14 protein-coding genes and 1 pseudogene are annotated in these 18,737 nt (G+C 40.8%); 7 read left to right on the top strand and 8 right to left on the bottom strand.

The features are described 5' to 3' along the window. Positions 1-140 precede the first annotated feature (140 nt). A complete protein-coding gene (locus RM368_RS16760; RefSeq protein WP_322695096.1) occupies positions 141-644 on the bottom strand; it encodes a hypothetical protein in 504 nt (167 codons plus the stop codon). Between the two features lie 457 nt (positions 645-1,101). On the opposite strand from RM368_RS16760, the gene truB reads away from it, so the two are divergent. Then, positions 1,102-1,986 (top strand): tRNA pseudouridine(55) synthase TruB, encoded by an 885-nt coding sequence (truB, locus tag RM368_RS16755; protein ID WP_322695095.1) that lies wholly within the window; start codon positions 1,102-1,104, stop codon positions 1,984-1,986. 112 nt (positions 1,987-2,098) lie between these two features. On the opposite strand, the gene RM368_RS16750 is transcribed toward truB, so the two are convergent. The 4 genes from RM368_RS16750 to RM368_RS16735 all read right to left on the bottom strand — a co-directional run bounded on the left by RM368_RS16750 (position 2,099) and on the right by RM368_RS16735 (position 5,212). Then, complete coding sequence (locus RM368_RS16750; RefSeq protein ID WP_322695094.1) at positions 2,099-2,878, bottom strand: hypothetical protein; 780 nt, start codon at positions 2,876-2,878, stop codon at positions 2,099-2,101. 200 nt (positions 2,879-3,078) lie between these two features. Continuing rightward, positions 3,079-3,915, bottom strand: a complete 837-nt coding sequence (locus tag RM368_RS16745; protein WP_322695109.1) for a protein-glutamate O-methyltransferase CheR — start codon at positions 3,913-3,915, stop codon at positions 3,079-3,081. Positions 3,916-3,936: 21 nt separating this feature from the next. Next, on the bottom strand, positions 3,937-4,461 hold the full coding sequence (locus tag RM368_RS16740) for a hypothetical protein (protein ID WP_322695093.1): 525 nt from the start codon (positions 4,459-4,461) through the stop codon (positions 3,937-3,939). Between the two features lie 184 nt (positions 4,462-4,645). Continuing rightward, entirely contained in the window at positions 4,646-5,212 is a 567-nt protein-coding gene (locus tag RM368_RS16735; RefSeq protein WP_322695092.1) for an HD domain-containing protein, read from the bottom strand. Between the two features lie 248 nt (positions 5,213-5,460). Here RM368_RS16735 and RM368_RS16730 point away from each other — a divergent pair, with 248 nt between their 5' ends. The 3 genes from RM368_RS16730 to RM368_RS16720 all read left to right on the top strand — a co-directional run bounded on the left by RM368_RS16730 (position 5,461) and on the right by RM368_RS16720 (position 7,782). Further along, on the top strand, positions 5,461-6,201 hold the full coding sequence (locus RM368_RS16730) for a DUF2993 domain-containing protein (RefSeq protein WP_322695091.1): 741 nt from the start codon (positions 5,461-5,463) through the stop codon (positions 6,199-6,201). Positions 6,202-6,234: 33 nt separating this feature from the next. After that, a complete protein-coding gene (locus RM368_RS16725) occupies positions 6,235-6,786 on the top strand; it encodes a DUF2231 domain-containing protein (protein ID WP_322695090.1) in 552 nt (183 codons plus the stop codon). 582 nt (positions 6,787-7,368) lie between these two features. Continuing rightward, positions 7,369-7,782: a hypothetical protein gene (locus RM368_RS16720; protein WP_322695089.1), complete on the top strand. Its 414-nt coding sequence runs from the start codon at positions 7,369-7,371 to the stop codon at positions 7,780-7,782. A 1,600-nt stretch (positions 7,783-9,382) separates the two neighbouring features. Here the strand turns inward: RM368_RS16720 and RM368_RS16715 are convergent. Next, positions 9,383-12,807, bottom strand: a pseudogene (locus RM368_RS16715) (alpha-mannosidase). An 87-nt stretch (positions 12,808-12,894) separates the two neighbouring features. Between RM368_RS16715 and RM368_RS16710 the strand changes: the two are divergent. The 3 genes from RM368_RS16710 (at position 12,895) to RM368_RS16700 (ending at position 16,190) form a co-directional block, all read left to right on the top strand. Then, positions 12,895-14,532 carry a hypothetical protein gene (locus tag RM368_RS16710; protein WP_322695088.1) on the top strand — a complete coding sequence of 546 codons (1,638 nt, stop codon included), beginning with the start codon at positions 12,895-12,897 and terminating at the stop codon, positions 14,530-14,532. A 165-nt stretch (positions 14,533-14,697) separates the two neighbouring features. Beyond that, a complete protein-coding gene (locus tag RM368_RS16705) occupies positions 14,698-14,994 on the top strand; it encodes a hypothetical protein (protein ID WP_322671179.1) in 297 nt (98 codons plus the stop codon). A gap of 278 nt (positions 14,995-15,272) precedes the next feature. Next, the gene (locus RM368_RS16700; protein WP_322695087.1) at positions 15,273-16,190 is read left to right on the top strand and encodes an alpha/beta hydrolase; all 918 of its coding nucleotides are present in this window, start codon (positions 15,273-15,275) and stop codon (positions 16,188-16,190) included. Positions 16,191-16,441: 251 nt separating this feature from the next. On the opposite strand, the gene RM368_RS16695 is transcribed toward RM368_RS16700, so the two are convergent. Further along, the gene (locus RM368_RS16695) at positions 16,442-18,253 is read right to left on the bottom strand and encodes an RNA-binding domain-containing protein (RefSeq protein WP_322695086.1); all 1,812 of its coding nucleotides are present in this window, start codon (positions 18,251-18,253) and stop codon (positions 16,442-16,444) included. 40 nt (positions 18,254-18,293) lie between these two features. After that, positions 18,294-18,737, bottom strand: a complete 444-nt coding sequence (locus RM368_RS16690) for a type II toxin-antitoxin system VapC family toxin (protein ID WP_322695085.1) — start codon at positions 18,735-18,737, stop codon at positions 18,294-18,296.

Below are 18,737 nucleotides of genomic sequence, written 5' to 3'. Positions count from 1 at the left end.
TAATGTCCGCCAAATTACCCATAATAAAAGAACCCCACCCCCAACCCCTCCCCGCTTGCGGGGCAGAGAGACAAAGCACAGCTTTGGCGGGGTGGGGTTCTTCGGGTTTAATAAACAATCAGGCGGACATGATATAATTATTACTTTTGAATTTCTATCTTGCTAATTAACCATTCTTTGATTGTTTTTCCGCAAGGCTCAGAACTTTGGCAATCACTGACGTTCTCTAGAGAATAAGACATTTTTACTTTTTTGTTGACGTATTTCTCTGGTTCGCAAACTTCAAAGGTTGCACCGACACCTTCATGTACTTTGCCATTTTTATCGACAACAGTAACGTAGCATTTCAAGTCTCCGTTTTGCATATCTTTGATAGTACCAAAACTTGGATTATCGTTTTTAATTTCCTTGGATTGATTGTTTTTCGGAGATGTTTTTTCAGTTGATGCTGACTTAATAGTTTTTTTACTGTTATCTAGTTTTTCTTGACTTACAGAAATAGATTCAGAATTAACTTGCGTAGCTGTTGTAGCATTTGCTGGATTAACTTTATTCTGTTGAGAAGCACTATTGTCTGAGTTACTACAACTCATAATCAACATAGAGCAAAAAAGCAATGTAGTAGTGAAGATTGATTTTTTCATGTGATTTATGTTCGTAAAAACTATTGATATTTGTTTTTGCTCAAAAAGCTATAAATAAATTATTTGATTGTCCATCAAATAATTTATTAAGTTTTCTTTGAATTTTCTTGATTATTACAGTTTTATGTATTGGAAGTTATAAATGACATCGTGATATTTGCTGAAAATACTCGGCGTTATCTGCACTTTTTGGATATTATTCGGTAAAGTGCTTAGAAAATGTCTTGATACTGAATTGAAGAAGAATCTAGAATAGAGAATTCAGAATTCAGCAATCAAGACGCTCTCTACGACTTGCTATCCGTTTTTTCGATCAAAATGAATTCTGACTTCTGACTTCTGACTTCTGAATTCTGACTCCTGACTCCTGTTTTGATAAACTTTAATTGCTAAATATTAATGCTTTGAGCATTAAATAAGTATTTAATAGAGTTTAGAAGCTGTAAGTATTGATTTTGTGTTATTTCAAGGTTTTCTCAACTTAAACAAACCATTTGGCTGGACTTCCCACGACTGCGTAGCGCGGGTGCGAAAATTGTTGCGCCTCAAACGTGTAGGACACGCGGGAACCTTAGATCCAGCAGCAACAGGGGTTTTACCGATCGCACTTGGTAAAGCCACAAGATTATTGCAATATCTGCCAGAAAACAAAGCTTACAAGGCTACCATTCGTTTGGGTGTGCGGACTACAACCGATGATTTAGAAGGTGAAATCATTAGTTCTCAAGCTTGTGCTGGATTGAGTTTAGCAGAGGTGAAAACTGCACTGGCAAAATTTGAAGGCAAGATTGAGCAAATACCACCGAATTATAGTGCAATTCAAGTGGATGGGAAACGTCTCTATGACTTAGCACGTAAAGGTGAAATAGTGGAAGTTCCAGTGCGAACAGTGGAAATTTTCCAGATAGATATTTTGGACTGGAGAGAAGGAGATTTTCCCGAATTGGATGTGGCGATCGCCTGTGGTTCTGGTACATATATTAGAGCGATCGCTCGTGACTTAGGTGCAATCTTAGAAACTGGTGGCACTCTGGCGGCTTTGATCCGTACCCAAAGCAGTGGTTTCGATTTAACCGATAGTCTCACTTTCACCGACTTAGAAGCTAAATTGCAAGGCGGGACATTTCAACTTCTTGCCCCTGATGCAGCGTTACAACATTTGTCGTCTGTGATTTTACCAGCAACATCTGCTCAAAAATGGTGTCAAGGTCAGCGAGTTTCTCTGAACTCTGATGTTACTGGGATAGTAAGAGTTTATCAAGAAGAGACTCGCTTTTTAGGTGTTGGACAATTACAAGATAAAGTGTTAATTCCGCAAATGGTTTTTGAACCGATTTCTTAAAACTGTTGTTCTAAGTAAGTGGCTGTGAATAATTAAATTACATAACTAACATAGTTTGATTTATTCTAGTCCACTTACTTATTTACTTACTTTTTCTTTTTAAGACGAGGCATTAAACCAAATAACTCGTATTTGGTACGATCGCAAAGAAGGCATACTCATACCAAGCAGTCCAGATGAAACTGCGAATCCATCGCTGACGCTTGTCGAAACTTAATTCATATTCAAACGCCCCACAAGATACATCAATAGAAGATAGATGAGAGTTGCAACCGCAGCCATGCTGATAAGTAAAACCGTATTTGGAAGCAATACTTTGCACCTTCATTTGAATAGCAAATACCTTACCTGCATGGAGTATGGCATCCCAAGCACGTTTATGCTCAATATCGCGTCGATCGAATCGCAAAGCACGTTCTTCAAAAACATGATCGCGGTAAATTGGGGCTAAATGCACGTGATAAAAGCTAGCAGGTAGTTCATAACCAAATTCATTAAATAAATCTATGCCGATGCGAGCCACTTTTACTTCATCAGCGTAATCGATTCCTTTTGACTCCAGATCGCAAAGAATTTCTGCAAAGTTCGGATAGCTGTGTTTGAGAAAGTCTTGTCCAAAAAACTCTAAGGTTTCCCATGCTAGTTGTGCAAATAGCTGAGAAAATGATGGTATTAGGTGAGCTAGTTGGGGGCGATCGCTAAATAAATCAACATCACCACGTTCTAATTTATACAAAAATAGCTGTGCCATCTCAACATAGCTTTGGGGCTGGGAAAGTCCGACACTTGTGGTTCCTCTAGCAATGTCTTGCCATATAGAAGGTAGTTGAGAAACATGAACCGCATTTTCTCCAGCAATGACTGCAACAGGAGGATATTCGAGAAGTTGCATCGACAATCTCCTTTAAGACTTTAATGTGTAATTTACCTTAAGTGAGCGTTAAATCTATCTTCTGAACACAATAAAAAATGTTTGACAGACTGTCTTTTGACAACGAGCGAATTTTATTCCTAATTTTCGGGGTATTGGTTATTAGTTATTTTAAGATAATTCATAATTTATAATTCAATTACTAATTTCAAGTATTCTTTTCACTTACCTGCTATTTTCCTATATATTTTTTCTCCCTTGACTAACTCTTCATAGTAAGGCTCATAAGAGGTGAACCTGATAGATTCTTGTCTTCCTAAACCCAATATGCCAAAGGTACAAAGGCTATTATAAAACAGTTCGTGTACGCGTTTCTGAAGTACCTGATTAAAATATATGAGGACATTACGACAAAGAATCACATTAAACTCATTAAAAGAACTATCAGTGGCTAAATTGTGCTGGGCAAAAACAACATTTTCTCTTAGGGAGGCTCGAAAAATAGCATTGTCATAAGCTGCTGTATAATACTCTGAGAAAGATTTCTTGCCGCCTGCTTTTAAATACAGGTGAGTATATTCCTGCATCATTTTCAGCGAGAAAATCCCACTTTTGGCATTTTGTAATACCTTCTCATTCGTATCAGTGGCATATATGCGGCAACGGTGATAAAGTCCTTCTTCTTGCAGTAAAATTGCCATTGAATAGACCTCTTCACCAGTTGAACATCCAGCGTGCCAGATCCGAATAAACGGATAGGTTTGTAAGAAGGGAATAACCTGATTCCTGAAGGTATTATAAAAGCTGGGATCGCGAAACATTGATGTGACATTCACCGTCAGAGCCAGCAAAAATCTTTCTAAATAAGCGCGATTATGCAGTAACCGCTCTTGCAATGCAGAAATATTTGCTACCCCTTCTAATTGCATGAAGCCTTGAATACGGCGTTTGAGTGATGAAAGAGCATAATTGCGAAAGTCATAACCGTAGTACTGATACACACCTTCCAAGAGCAGGTGTATTTCTATGTCCTCCAAAATTGGTTTGGGCAGAGGCATAATATTCATAATTCATTGGTTTTAGTTTAACCAAGTGGCTTTTATGACTAAAGCAGCAATCGCAATTATTGAAATTCCAGCTAGCCATCTAACCTGATAGCGCAGATTTTTTATCTCTTGGCTCAGGCTTTCTCTTTGTGGGATGGAATATGGTTCTAGTTGTACAACTTCAATAGCTACTTGTTCGGGTGTCTTTTGGGGATTTTCAAACGAGACTTGTGTGTGTAGCCAATTAGTAATCAGTTGCGGACAGTTCTTTTTAAACCAATTTAAAGCTATGATTCTAAAAACTGGTTTAGACATTCGGGCAATTAATTTCATCACCCTGTTTAAGGGTTTCAGGCGAAGCTTTTGATTAATCAAATTGACTGAACCAACATCATAAAGACAATCCAGAATTAGTTTTACAGTGGCTTCTTCACTGTTAATCAAGTTTTGCAGTAAGAGCAGAACATCACGCATCCGCTCTGCTTCTGCATACTTTTCTGGCAAGTTTTCTGGAGGATTTACAGTTGGATTTAGGGTGTTTTGTCTTACTATCGTCATATTGGTAACATACCAGTCACAATCATATCAGTACACCTATCTACCGAGAGAAAGGTTTTTTATCTAGAGAGAGAACCTAAAAGCCAAAATTTATTCGTAAGAAACATGACTATATCGTGTTTGTAAAAAATCCGTTTATCTAGTTCTAATAAATCTTTTATCTACTTCTGGGTAAATAAATTTTTTATGTAGATGCTAAGACTTCAATTTCCGAAATCACCCGTTCTAATTCCTCAATTATTACAGTGCTTTCAGTCTTTTTAAAAGCCTCTACAAGCGCCCGATAATACCAAAGAGTACCTTCTTTACGTCCATGAAAACGTTCCCAAAGTGATTCGCCCAAAATGCGATAATCTTTGAGAATAGATTGGGCATTGTAAAGTTTGTCAGCGGATGACACCAGCAGTACTGATGGGGAAGCTGTAGGAATATGAGCAATGTATGCCTCCTTACGCTGTCGCCAAGGGGGTTTTGGAGTTGTATCAGCGTCAGTACAACCATCTACAATTGCCGTTACATTGTCACCAAAGCGACGGCGAATTTCTTCTCGTGTTGCAGCGCCGCCTTGATCTTCGATCGCATCGTGTAATAGAGCTGCGATCGCTTCATCTTCATTTGCCCCGTATTCTAAAGCAATACTGGTGACACCTAATAAATGGGCAACATAAGGGACACCTGAACCTTTACGAACTTGGTTGGCGTGTAGTTGGGTGGCGTAGATCAGGGCTGCGGTAAAACGTTCTGAGAGCATTGTATAAATAAAAAAGTTTTAGCAGTCAGAATAACTCAACTGAAATATTGGGTTTGTGTCAATTTTATAACAAATCGCTCCAAGTGCAGAGGCAGTAAAGGATAAAAGTAGTATATAAGTAAAATTTAAATTTCAAATTAGATAGATAATATTTAAATTTATATTCCATCGACAGATAGATAAAACTCTGCTGTTAGTTTATTAAATTTACTCAAGGATGTGCTTTTAACTAGGAGTTAATTTACATAATGCCAGACAATCCTGGATTAGGAGAGCAAGCTCTCAATAAAGCGGCAGAAATAGGATTATCTAGTCAATTAGATGAAGTAGAAAATTTAGATGTAGACATCAAAACAGACCCGCTGAAACTGGTTCAGGGAGAGGTGGATGAAGTCACGATTGAAGGTGATGGTTTAGTTATGCAGAAAGACCTCCGTATGGAGGAATTGGAAATGCAAATGACTAATGTTGCCATTAATCCTCTAAGTGTGGCTTTTGGTAAAATTGAACTAACTAAACCGACAGAAGCTAATGCACAGGTTGTGTTAACCGAAGCTGATATCAATCGTGCTTTCAACTCCGAATATGTGCGATCGCAACTGCAAAGTCAGAAAATACATATTAACGGACAATTGAAGACAATTGAACCTCAAAATGTAGATTTTCGATTACCGGGTGATGAGAAAGTAGCACTAAATGCCAGCATAAAATTAGTAGAAACTGGTGAAAATCAGCAAGTTGCTTTTTCCGCAGTCCCCAGAATTAGCAGTAATGGAAAAAGTGTTGCTTTGGAAAATGTCGAGTATGGCGAAAGTGAGGAAATATCGCCAGATTTGACAAAAGCTTTGATCGATCAAACTAGCGAAATTTTGAATCTAAGTAACTTTGATTTAGATGGTATGAGTTTGCAAGTCAACCAACTAAAAGTAGAAGTCGGTAAACTAATCTTACAAGCTGAAGCTTATGTGGAAAAAATTCCTTCAGCTTAAAAATGTAACGTTCATAAATTCAGGATACTAATAATGGAAACTACAGAAACAACACAAACAGGTTCAACACCTTTCCCAAATATTCCACCAGTTATTGAAAGTAACGATAGTGAGTATCGTGATACAGGTGTACCTAGTACAGTTGCGATCGCCGGACATCCCCTACACCCCTTGAGTGTGATCTTTCCCATAGCCTTTTTAGCCGCCGCCTTGGGTAGTGACATTGGTTACTGGTTAACTGGCGATTTCTTTTGGGCTAGGGCTTCGCTATGGTTAATCGGACTTGGATTAGCTGGAGGCATTCTTGCATCTGCGATCGGTCTGAGCGACTTTGTGAAAATTGAACGAGTCCGCAAGCGCACCGCCGGTTGGACGCATTTGATACTTAACGTTTCTATACTAGTTTTATCACTCGTTAACTTTCTCTTACGTTTAGGTGATGCTGAATCCCGAATCGTACCTTGGGGACTGTTAATCTCGCTTGTTGTCGGTACGCTAACCAGTGCTTCTGGTTGGTTCGGCGCTGAACTCTCCTATCGCCACAAAATTGGTGTAGTGGGTGGAGGTAGCAGAAGATATCCTTAAAAGAGGTGTAAGACAGTGTTTCGACTACGCTCAACAATCAGACAAGAGGCAGAAAGCAAGTGGTAACAGAGCGTAGTCGTTGCCGCAGCCTCTTGTAAAGAAGTCAGGCAGAAGATGAGAAAAACGCAGCACTTAACAAGATAGTTGCCTGAAGCTAAAAACCCAGTAACAGATTATTATTTACAGCTTTCGCTAAGAATATTTAGCAGTTATCCTTTGCATTTGATACAGTTTTGATACATCTTGTGGAATGGAGATAAGTCCGATCTAAAATTTTTATAAATTAAAATTTGGGAGGATATTTCCCTTACCCAGTAAGGCTTTTGAACTCAAATTGTAATAAAAAATTTAGCTTGTTTAATTAATAACTGTATACTGTATCTATGTGGTGAAAAAATTACATCCTGTTAGATACTAACTATTTATATACACAATTTTATAAAAATTGCAATTATACAAAAGGATGAAATTGCAATATTAAATTTCATACTAAATTAAGTTTCAAAAAATGCGCGAACGATAACTTTCAGACTTTAAAGTGTTTTAATAAAGTTATTACCGAAAGTTTAGAGAAGCAAAAACATGAAAGGTTTCAGGAAGTTATCTTCAATAGCAGTATTGCTATTTGCCTTTGTGTCTCCGCCCTCATTAGTTGAAGCGAAAGATATTTCTCTAAGTAATACTCTGAATGAACAGAGCGTTGCGCCAGATGCTAACCTGGTTGGAAATAAAACCGGAGAGCTTTTGATTGCTCAACGGCGGTCAACACGATACCAGAGAATCCGACGACGGCAGATAATCCGAGAACGGCAGCCCTATGGACGATACCAGAGAATCCGAGGACGGCAGCCCTACGGACGATATCAGAGAATCCAACGACGGCAGCCTTACGAACGATATCAGAGAATCCAACAACGGCAGCGTTTTAGACAACGCCAGATTATTGAACGACGGCAGCCCTACGGACGATATCAGATTATCCGCCGACGCTATTAAGGATAGGAGTGAAAATGACGTAGGCATAATACCCTTCTCATAACAGAGACGCTACGCGTAGCTTGCTTCCACGAAGTGGTATAGGAAGCCTTCAGCTAGATGAATTTTGCCTACTAAGGATTTTGGATAAGGCAGATAATTAGTTTCTAGAGATGTCTATTGATGACTGGTGATACAAATAGGCCTAAAGCTAGAGAAACTGTCACCTTGTGCCAAGTAACTGAAAGTATCGATATTCGTAGCTTTCAGCGGTTATCTTCCCAGAAACATAAAAGGTTACGTAGTTCCTCTTTTCAACAGTGGCGGAACATTTCTCGTTTGACCAAGAGAAATTGATGAATTTTTGACATCAAAATTCAGAAGAAATGAGCACAAGTTCCAAAACCAAAGAAAATCAGAACTTTGCATCTTTGCGTGGCACTTCATGATAAATTCTCTAGCACTATGCCAAAATCACCCAAAATTCCCAAGCATGAGTTTGGGAATAAAAATTCCTCTGTCCATACTGTATATTTTTACAACTTTTTTCTCAATAATTCCGCAAAAATTACAGTCCCAACTGTTTTTAAATCAAAAGCTTTATCTCTATCTCTAAAAATACAATGAAGAGTAATAGGTTTCAAAGTCTAGCTAGAAACAGTACTTTGACTTTAGTAACACTACTATGTGGGTTGACAATAGTACCACTACAAGTAAGTGCTGAAAATGTTGGTTCCACCACCAGTAGTACAAATCTGGGCAATGCTTTTAGCGTTAATACGTCGAGTAATGCAATAAATCGCTTAACTCCAGGAACATTATATGCTAGGCCTAATTGCGACGTCGAAGACCCACCACCTATTTGCGGCGGAGAAAAGCCACCAAAGCCAAACCCAACACAAAGCCAGGGACCTATAGTACCCGTGTTCCAAGTTTCCGAGACCATGACTGATGGGTGCAGCGGGGACGTGGTGATTTCGCGCACTTACTCTAACAGCTTCAATCCACAGAGCATTGACGGGTTGTACTTGAAGCGAGATGCTTCAGGGAACACACAGTGGTCTGGTCAGATGCCCGTTAGCGGGCATACTTACATTCGTTGGTGGTGTCATTCGACGACAGGTAACTGGGCTGACCCAGGTACGTGGCGTTTAAATGGCGGTTATATCGGCACGGACTGTAAGGGCGACTGGGATCAGGGAAGCGTAAATTCATGCAAGCCTACTGGATCGATAGATTTGGGATCGTCTGCCGTGGAAGGCTGGACTCCAGAGCGTTCTCGGTGTTCATCAAATCGTACGCAGTTTATCTCAGCTCGCCTTGGTCGTGATCGATTGCTACAGATCCAGTGCATTGAGTAGCCGTATCTGTGATTTGCTAGTCAAAAAGATAACCGCTGAAAGCTACGAATATCAATACTTTCAGTTACTTGGCACAAGGTGACAGTTTCTCTAGCTTTAGGCCAAATAAGCCAATTGTTAATAGGAATCTGGTGAAAAAGAATGTAGAGATACAACACTGTTAAATCTCTACAAAGGTTTTGGATAGAACATATTTAGTTCACCAGATGTCTAATGGTTAGTAGTTGTTCTATTAATCACTAAACATTAACTATGGTGGCTCACTCCAGCCTGGGATTAATCGCTGATATCACCTTGAAATTGGCGATTTTCCAAGGTTGTATAATCAATATTTGTTTTTGTTGCAAAGATGAAAATTCAGTACAGGTGGAACGCTCTAATAAATCTACTGTATTTCCAAGATTTAACCCTAAATCACTTTGCAAAGATAACTCGGCTGTTTCTCCGTGAGATTCATAACATCGCAGAATTAATTGCTGTGGATCGTCTTCAGATGGCTTCAAGGCCATTAAGATTAAATTTTCAGCTGATAAATCTAGGAAACTTACTCCTTCAATAGTGCCGACAGCGGAGGGTTGAGCCAGTGGCCAATTGAATATCACTTGCAACGGTATATTCAATTCATAGCCACGCCGTACTGTATGGGCTGATTCCCAACTATCAGCATGAGGATACAAGGTATATTTGAACTCGTGAAAACCTCGGTCAGCTTTTGAGTCTGGCCAATTAGAACTGCGTAGCAGTGTTAGACGGAGTTGATTTGGTTTGCTGTCATAACCGTATTTACAATCATTGAGCAAACTGACACCATAACGATTTGGGATTGCGGTATCTTCTGTCTGTGTGTTTTCTGCTGTTAAATCAGCCCAACGCAAAGCAGGAACTTCCCATTTTGCTTGTTCTGCGGGAGTTTGCGGTTTAGTTGGGCGGCGAATCGCGCCACAGGGAATTTCATAAGTAGCAAAGTCAGCTTCAATATTTAGAGGAAAAGCAGCTTTCACTAATACATGATTTTCTTGCCAATTGACAGTTGTAGCAATGTTCAGCAGAGGTGAACCAGCTTGCAGAATATAGTCTTGGCAAAATTCCGATTCACCCAACTGACGCACTACGCGCACACGACTTTGCACTGGGCCTTGTTCTAACCACTGAATAAATTGAAGATTTGTTGAGGGTAAAGGATGTTGAGTATAATTGGGGTCTATATTCCAAGCATCCCAATATTGCCCACTGTCTTTAAAAGCTTGCAGTTGATTCCCCGCCCCACTTAAAACTTCTCGCTGATAAGTTTTGTCAAAAACACTTGATAAATCTCCGGTGTCGGGGTCTATAACAACTCGCAAGAATTCATTTTCTAAAATCCAGTCTGGGAAAAGTGGGGGAGATGAAGGAAAAACGCGATTCATCTCGTCTGGACTGGAGAGTGAAGGAGAAAGCCAAAATATGCGGTAGCCTACGGATGGAATTTCGGTGGCAAGAAATAGTAGGGTTGATGGTTCAGATAATTGGGAGACAAGCTGGTTTCCAGAAGCATCGTAAATTTGCCATTCCTGGTTAGTTGTTGGTGGCGTGGGTAAGGCTACAGAGATTACCTCAGAACGTTGCCAATTGAGAGAATTGAAAACAAAAATAGGCAGACTATCGGGTTTTGGTGGTTCTGATAGGGTAATGTGAGATGCGATCGCTAATAGTGATTCCTGTAATATTTTCGTTCCCATTTGTTCCACTTGCTGCCATTGAGGCAACGCATCTGTGTAAACTTGGGTAATTGAAGAACCAGGTAAAATATCGTGAAACTGTTGAAATAACACTTGTTTCCAAGCTGCTTCAATTTCTGCTTTCGGATATGTCACACCACAGCTTACAGTCGCCAAGGTAGCAAATAATTCAGCTTGATATAATAAATTTTCACAACGACGATTCCAGCGTTTTTGATCTCCGTGGGTAGTGTAGCAACCGCGATGAAATTCTAAGTATAGTTCGTCATTCCAAGTAGGGAATGAGGGAGATGGGGAAGCAGGGGAAGCAGGGGAAGCAGGGGAGGCAGGGGGAGAATAATAACTCTTGACTCCTGAATTCTGACTCCTGAATTCTGCCTCCTGAATTCCGCCTCCTGCCTCCTGCCTCCTGCCCCCTGCCCCCTGCCCCCTGCCCCCTGCCCCCTGCCCCCTGCCCCCTGCCTCCTGCCTCCTTTACTGATTTGCTGTAAATACTTTTCAGCCGTCGTAAACTCTAAGTCTGGGAACAAAGGAGACTTTTGCCAGCGTTGGGCGGTTTCTAACATATCACTGGTGGGGCCGCCGCCGTGGTCGCCGACACCGGGAAGCCAGAGGGATTCTGGTAAACTAGTTTGGGTTTGCCACTCAAGAGCATAAGTTGCCATTTTAACTGGGTCTATAGCTTCACCGATGGGTGCAGACATCAAACTAAAGACTTCGCTACCGTCAGGCGATCGCCACCAAAAAGCCCCATAATCAAATTTAGTAGTATCATTCCACCGCAACTTCTGCGTCACAAAATACTCAATTCCAGCATTAGCGAAAAACTGCGGTAAAGTGGCACAAAAACCAAAAGAATCTGGAACCCATTCCACAGTTGAGAACTTGCCAAATTTCTCTTGGATGTACCGTTGACCATACAATAGCTGACGGACTATTGATTCACCAGCAATTAGGTTGAGTTCTGGTTCCACCCACATTCCGCCGACAACTTCCCAACGTCCGGCGGCTACCTGTGCTTGAATTGCCCTAAACAAATCCGGGCGATATTCTTCAATCCAAGCATAAAGTGCGGGGCTTGAATGACAGAAAATTAACTCAGGAAAATCTGCTTGCAACTTCAAAACCGACTCAAAAGTATTTTGCGCCGCATTCCAAGTTTCACTCACAGGCCATAACCATGCTAAATCTAAGTGAGCATGACCCAACAGGAAAATTTTAGATTTTTGATCCCCCCAACCCCCAATCAATTGGGGGGCTAAGATATCGGATTGAATTAAATTTTGGCGTAGAGATAAAAACGACTTTACCAACTCTCCCTTCTCCTCCTCCGTGTTCTCTGCGCCTCTGTGGTTCGTAACCTCCCTCACCATCGCCGCCAAAACATCCAACCTCTCCGGCGCAAATTTTTCCAAATAAAGTTGCACCACAGCTAACTCATCAGCCACAAAACCCGGATCGGGATTATTATCAACATAAGACTCATAAACTAGGAGCGATCGCACTAAAGCACCATCACAATGTCCCGGACTCACTAACCGCAAAGCCACAGTGAATTCTTCCCCAGGCGTCACCCCCTGACACAGAAGCACTCTCGGCGAACAATCAAATAAATCTCCCTCCAGCACTAACTCGCCATTTACATAAATCTCAGCAGAATCCGCCCACCAAACCAGCGCCAGCCGCAAAGATAACCCAGCTAAGGGATAACCCTGTAAATCTTGGGGAACCACCAATCTTTGCACTAGCCATAGCACTTTTTTACCGCCCGTCCAAGCAATATGTTCTTTAGCATTCAACTGGACAGGTTGCCAATCAGACAAATCAGCAGCTACAACATCAGTAATAACTAAGTCAGATTCCTGATACAGCCACGTAGACTGGATATTAACTTGACAAAAAGAGCGCAGTTGCTCAATTGTTTGTGAGATAAATTTGGTCTGGGATTGAGAGACAGTCGGGGTCATATATTCGCTAAGATGAGGTGTTGGTCGTTTTTATTGTTTGGCGCGAGTCTCACAACTTAACAAGACTTGAACTAAAAAATTACTACTATGTCTTCTGGTTCCTCTGGTCGTTATCAAAGCAGACTATTTAACTTTGTCCACCAGCAATCTCGGCGGGTGACACAACAGTGGGAACATACCTTTCGGCATTTGCAAGTCGCCACTAAGTGGGGTGTCGAGGCACTACTTTACCCAGTGTATCTACTGTTTCAGTCATCTGAATCATCTGGGAAAACGCTACATACTAGAGAACCACAAACTAGATTAAAGTTACAACCAAATGATACCGATTTCCAGCCTGAAACTCTACCCAATGCTGATAGTCCCATTCAAAATGTACTAGAGGCAGTCAATTACCTGTCACCAGATGAACCCGCCTCCACTCCTACGAAAGCATCTGAACATTTCAATCCCTTGGCTTTATTGGGAGTTTTTCGGCTCAAATTCCTTGAAAAGAACTCTAATCTTACTCAATCATCAAATATTACGGCTAATCAAGCTCTCAGTCTCAACCCTTCACAATTAGACAATGCCCTTCAACAGCGTCTTCCAATAGTGCAAGGAATTGCCACAAATTTGATGAATCGAAATTTAGTACTTGTTACTGCCGACAATGAAATTCTAGATATCTTAACACCCAAACAACAGGCAAAATTAGAAGACCGAATTATTAACGAAGTTGCTAATTACTGGCAGTGTTGGCGTTTGATTATAGCTAAAAAAGAAACGCAGTTATTACCACAAATTGACCGATTATTAGCAAAACTCACTGACGTAAATCCAGCGAAAATTCCAGTTTTAGCCGAGGGTGTACCAAAAGATTTACTTAATACAGATAAATTATTAGCATTTCTAGATATAGCTGTTGCTAAGTTGGAATCGAATGCTTTAGTCCCAGCGCAAAAACGTAGCCAGGAAGTTATCCAAGTTGCCCAAACCCAGTTAAACATATTTCTTTATGGCAAAGATCAATTAGCTGCTAAAGGAGAGATTGCCCCCAACGCTGATGGTTTAGAAACTCATTCGCAGAATTTTCAGGCTTTGATTGAGGCAGCGCTTAATTACTTTTTTGGTGTTGGTAATAGAAAAACACTTGAGACAACGATTAGTAATGAGATGCCAGGTAAACTCTTTTCGTCACGCCTTAGAAAAGCCTTATCCAAAAGCCCTCTAGGAGAGAACCAGGATTTCACAAACGATCCTTGGCTAACGTGGAATGATTTATTTGGTGACACCGAAACCATTGCCGACAAGTCAGTTACACTTTCTGAAGAAAAAAATCCTGCTTTAGCCCCAAGTTTATCAATAAGGCATTTTCCACAAAATAATTTGAGTGTAAAACAACCTAAATTCGGATCTGGTTTAGTACAAAGAAAACAACCAAATAGTAACCTCGCCTCAAGTCAAAAAACATCTGGAAAAGTCGCCTCTGTAAAACAAACTCAAACCCGTATTTCCCAAACTAAAAGCGAGAGTCGTAAAGGGGAAATTTTGCAACAGCAATTTCATCAAAGTAGTCATGTTGAGGCACAGCCAGACTGGATAGAAACCACAGCAACTTCAACTGGTTATGAAAAGCACCCCTTAGAGCAACTTTTGGAATGGCTTGATTATATTATGGTCTGGCTAGAAGAAAGATTTGTAAAGGTTTTTCAGTCGTTGCGCCAGCTTTGGCAAGGGAAATAAGTTAAGAGATATTTTTTCAAAATTTACTATAATATTCACAATTTTCCAATTCAGATTTTTGGAATAAACGTAGGATGCATTAGTAAAACGTAACACACCCTACATCTACTCTTAAATTTTGAATTTTGAATTTTGAATTTTGAATTATTATTGGTGGTTGTCTAAGTGAAAATTATTGTTTACTGTAAATACTTCAATTTCAAAAATCCATTAGATAAACCGAAAATTGAGACGTTTGTGGTAAATCTGCCTCAAATCCCTAAGATAGGTGAAACAATTGTAGTCGAAAGAATTTCACCGCAAAAGCAGTTTGTAATTATCTTTGAATACATTGTGACAGCAGTACAATTTAATGCATCTAGGGAATCGGCTGATTCAGTAGATGCCCAGGTAAGTGCATTTCTGAACCACTGTTGGGAGGGAACATCAAATTTCAAAGTTACAAACTTTTTAGAAAAATAATCTCTACCACAATATATGATTGAGTAAATAACGTAACAGCTTTAATCCGGTTGGTTCAGGGTAATCGGTTGGCAACAAAGCCAGCATCGCATTTTGCAACTTTTCCAAAGCAATGTTTACTTCCTGGCGCTTTGGTCTAGTTATTTGGGGAAAGTGTAACGGTTCGCCTACCCGAATTGCATTACAAAGCGATGCAGCCCAGAGTTGGCTCTAGGTTCGGAATACCCTTGGTTGACTTTTTAGTAGCTTGTTGGGAGAATACGTAAAAAATTAACCAGATGATTGACCATAGCGATCGCCTAGCTTCTCGTAAAGAAGGCAGATTTACAGGTGTTGGAGGACTTGAACTGTATTACCAAAGCTGGCATCCAGAAGGTAAAGTCCGGGCGATATTAGCCATTGTGCATGGACTTGGAGGGCACAGCGATCGCTATAGTAATATAATTCATTTGATACCCAAGCAATACGCTATCTACGCCTTAGATTTGCGCGGTCATGGACGCTCACCGGGTCAGCAAGGGCATATCAACGCTTGGAGTGAGTTTCGTGAAGACCTGAGAGCCTTTTTACAGTTAATTCAGACTCAAAATCCTGGATGTCCAGTTTTTCTCTTGGGTCACAGCTTGGGTGGGGTGATTGTCTTAGATTACATTCTGCGCTATCCCCAACAAGCATCATTATTGCAGGGTGCGATCGCTCTTGCGCCAACCTTGGGAAAAGTTGGGGTTTCACCGATTCGGGTACTTTTAGGAAAAATGCTCTCACGGGTGTGGCCGCGTTTTACACTGAATACAGGCATTGACATCAGTACTGCTTCACGAGATCCGCAGATTTTAGCTGCGATCGCTCAGGATACAATGCGACATACCCTTGCTACTGCCCGTCTAGCTACAGAATTCTTTGCAACAGTTGATTGGATTAATGCTCATGCAGGTGATTGGCAATTACCATTACTGATTCTCCACGGTGGCGCAGACCGAGTTGCTTTGCCAGCAGGAAGCGACATCTTTTGCCAACGGGTAAACTGCAAAGATAAGCTGAGAATTGAGTATCCGGAAGCCTATCATGAGATTCAAAGTGACCTCAATTATCGCGAGGTACTAGCTGATTTAGAAGATTGGTTGGAGCGACACCTACCATCTGAAACAGCGCAGTTGGCACGAGGAAGCGCTGAGTTAGAGTTTCCCAGTTCTTAACTTTCAGTACAGAGGCTTGATTACTCTATCGTCAAGCAATGCATAGACGTAGCGCGTCGTAGCCCCAAGCTTAAGGATATGAATAATGCAATATACCAAAGTGTAAAGAATTTATTGCATTGTCGCAGTTGATACGAATATTGTTGTAGGATTATTGACCCAAGATGATGAATTAGAATTCAACAAAAGTCTAAAAATTTTCAAAGTTCAAGATATTTTTATCGCAAATACGGTAAAATTAGAGTTGGTATTTACAAATCAAGCTTAAGCTGTATTGGCGCTTTTTGCTCAGGCTGCGATTTTGTATCCGAGGGTTTTAAATTACTTACTTTTGAGTCATCAATTGCAGGTATCTTTGCTTCTTCAGTCAGGCTTATAGATGCCTTTGCGTCTTCGCTCAAGATGTAGTAGCCACTACGCCCTCCGATACCCATATGCTTTAAAATATCTCGACCAGCAAGTTTACCTAGTAAGTATCTTGCCTGATTACGATTGATGCGACATAATTCTGCTGTTTGTCCTCGTGTAATACGTCCATTGGTCTTGATGTACTGCACAATCATCTGTTCTCTCTGTAGTTGATCAAACCCACGACGGCGAATATATGCTTCTGGACGACCCATTTGACGATAAACAGATGCACTCAGATGGTACTCGCGCTGTTTTGCGGTTTTGATACGTTCTACCAGACCATTCTCCATTAATTCCTCAAGGAGATGGCGAGCATGAGCTTCTCCTTTTTGAGTCAGACGCCCTGCTTCAACGATATTTATTTCTCCTTCTTGCCTAAGATAATTGAGGAGTATTAGTTCGTCCAAGGTAAGCAGCCGTTTTAGTCGCCTCTCCTCAGCTAAAATAATTTTCACAAAATCTAAATCAGCTTTTCCACCAGGTAGCCGAACGATGACATTTGAATTGGTAGTAGCGGAATAATCTGGCAGTGGATGTCCAGTGCGTAATTGACCAGAATATATAAGTCCAATTCCACGACCAGTACGTTCTACCAAACCTATTCGCTTGAAGATATCAGCGAGTAATGGATTTCTTGGTAAAGGGCCGCTAACTAATAAAGAATCCAATTGAATGCCTTCAACAAAACCTCCTGGATTTCTGATAACTAACGCATCATCGTGTGTCTGAATATGAACTGCTCCTATACGATTGTAATCGCGGTGGGTAAGTGCATTATTAACAGCTTCTCGAAATGCACGTGGATCGTAAGCCGGAACACCTACACGAAAGAGGTCAACTGTTAATTCATTTTCTTCATTTCGCAAGCTAAATGCCTCCATAATGCGCTCAAAAACGCGTAATAAAGGCCAACGGTAAAATTCATTGATTGCAACATCTTGACCCCTTAACACTTGAAAAGCTACTTCGTGCGTCGGAACTTGCTCACTCAAGACACTTTCTCGTCCGATAACAAGTAAACCTGCAAGTGTTGGTACTAAATCATCTCCCCGTACAAAGCCCAAAGCTTGTGCTAATTCCCGATCGGATAAATCTTGAAGCGATATATCGCCACGATATTCACTTAGCAATCGCCGGAGACGAACAAATTCAAGTGGATCAAGGTCATCCCAGGTAGTTCCAGTTATCAGCCGTGCTGTCACATCACGCTGACCTCGGTCAGCATACCAACTATCTATTTCACTGGGATAAAGTGGTTGGCATTGAGGTTTTCCGCGCGTATCTAATCGACGTATCAGCGTTCGACCATTACTTGTTGATACCAATTGCGGTGCAGTGGGTACGTTTATCACAGCCACGCGTCCTTCAGGCAAATCAATCATTGCCGTTTCTACAGACAGAGATGGTGTTGTTTTACTTGCTATCAAAGCAGACAACAAACCTGGAGAACATTCTGCAAGCTTTTGATTTAAGCCTGTTATACAGCCATCATCCTCCACACCAATAACTAGTTTGCCACCATGCTTGTTAGCAAGGCATACTACAGCTTCTACCAATTCGTTCTCAGGTAGTGGTTTGCGATCGCTCTTAAACTCTACAGTCAGAGTTTCGCCATCACCTATGAGTTTTATGAGTATTTCTGGAGTTATCATGGCTATAGTATCCTAGCGATCGCACATTGAAAAATAACAACTACAGTGTTGTTGGATCAACCGCTACAATTCCTTCAGACGCATAGCGAATAAAATCTTTACTATTGAATGTCAAAATATGCGTCACACTATTTGCCTTCATATTAGCAACGAGACGAGCATCATGCACTTGCACACCTGACACACTGAATGCGACGACAAGCTTACGCCACTCAGGGTAAATAGTAGGTATATCAGGCAACAATGGAAAAAGGCGCTCAATCAGTCGTAGCAGCCGATCTGCATCTGTTGGTGTCAAGCCAAATCCGTTTTTTGTGGCTGGTCTTGTAGCAACATTCCAAAACTCAACGCAGTTTTGCACGGTGATTTGCAGTATATGTCCATCGCGTCGCAATTTTCGGATCGCAGTTCGTATTATTGGGTGTAATGGGTGAGTGCGATCTACAAAACGCAGTAGGATGTTAGTGTCTATGAGGTATACCAC

Origin of the sequence: Nostoc sp. DedSLP03, assembly GCF_034530815.1 — a bacterium.
Lineage (GTDB): Bacteria > Cyanobacteriota > Cyanobacteriia > Cyanobacteriales > Nostocaceae > Nostoc.
Note: the sequence above shows the minus strand (reverse complement) of the source record. Positions and strands in the feature narration are given on the sequence as shown.

Bases quoted from the DNA above. Each gene is read 5' to 3' on its own strand.
- RM368_RS16740 (WP_322695093.1), bottom strand. From the start codon at position 4,461: ATGACGATAGTAAGACAAAACACCCTAAATCCAACTGTAAATCCTCCA.
- RM368_RS16750 (WP_322695094.1), bottom strand. From the start codon at position 2,878: ATGCAACTTCTCGAATATCCTCCTGTTGCAGTCATTGCTGGAGAAAAT.
- RM368_RS16735 (WP_322695092.1), bottom strand. From the start codon at position 5,212: ATGCTCTCAGAACGTTTTACCGCAGCCCTGATCTACGCCACCCAACTA.
- RM368_RS16760 (WP_322695096.1), bottom strand. From the start codon at position 644: ATGAAAAAATCAATCTTCACTACTACATTGCTTTTTTGCTCTATGTTG.
- RM368_RS16720 (WP_322695089.1), top strand. From the start codon at position 7,369: ATGAAAGGTTTCAGGAAGTTATCTTCAATAGCAGTATTGCTATTTGCC.
- RM368_RS16695 (WP_322695086.1), bottom strand. From the start codon at position 18,253: ATGATAACTCCAGAAATACTCATAAAACTCATAGGTGATGGCGAAACT.
- RM368_RS16710 (WP_322695088.1), top strand. From the start codon at position 12,895: ATGTCTTCTGGTTCCTCTGGTCGTTATCAAAGCAGACTATTTAACTTT.
- RM368_RS16725 (WP_322695090.1), top strand. From the start codon at position 6,235: ATGGAAACTACAGAAACAACACAAACAGGTTCAACACCTTTCCCAAAT.
- RM368_RS16730 (WP_322695091.1), top strand. From the start codon at position 5,461: ATGCCAGACAATCCTGGATTAGGAGAGCAAGCTCTCAATAAAGCGGCA.
- RM368_RS16700 (WP_322695087.1), top strand. From the start codon at position 15,273: ATGATTGACCATAGCGATCGCCTAGCTTCTCGTAAAGAAGGCAGATTT.
- RM368_RS16745 (WP_322695109.1), bottom strand. From the start codon at position 3,915: ATGCCTCTGCCCAAACCAATTTTGGAGGACATAGAAATACACCTGCTC.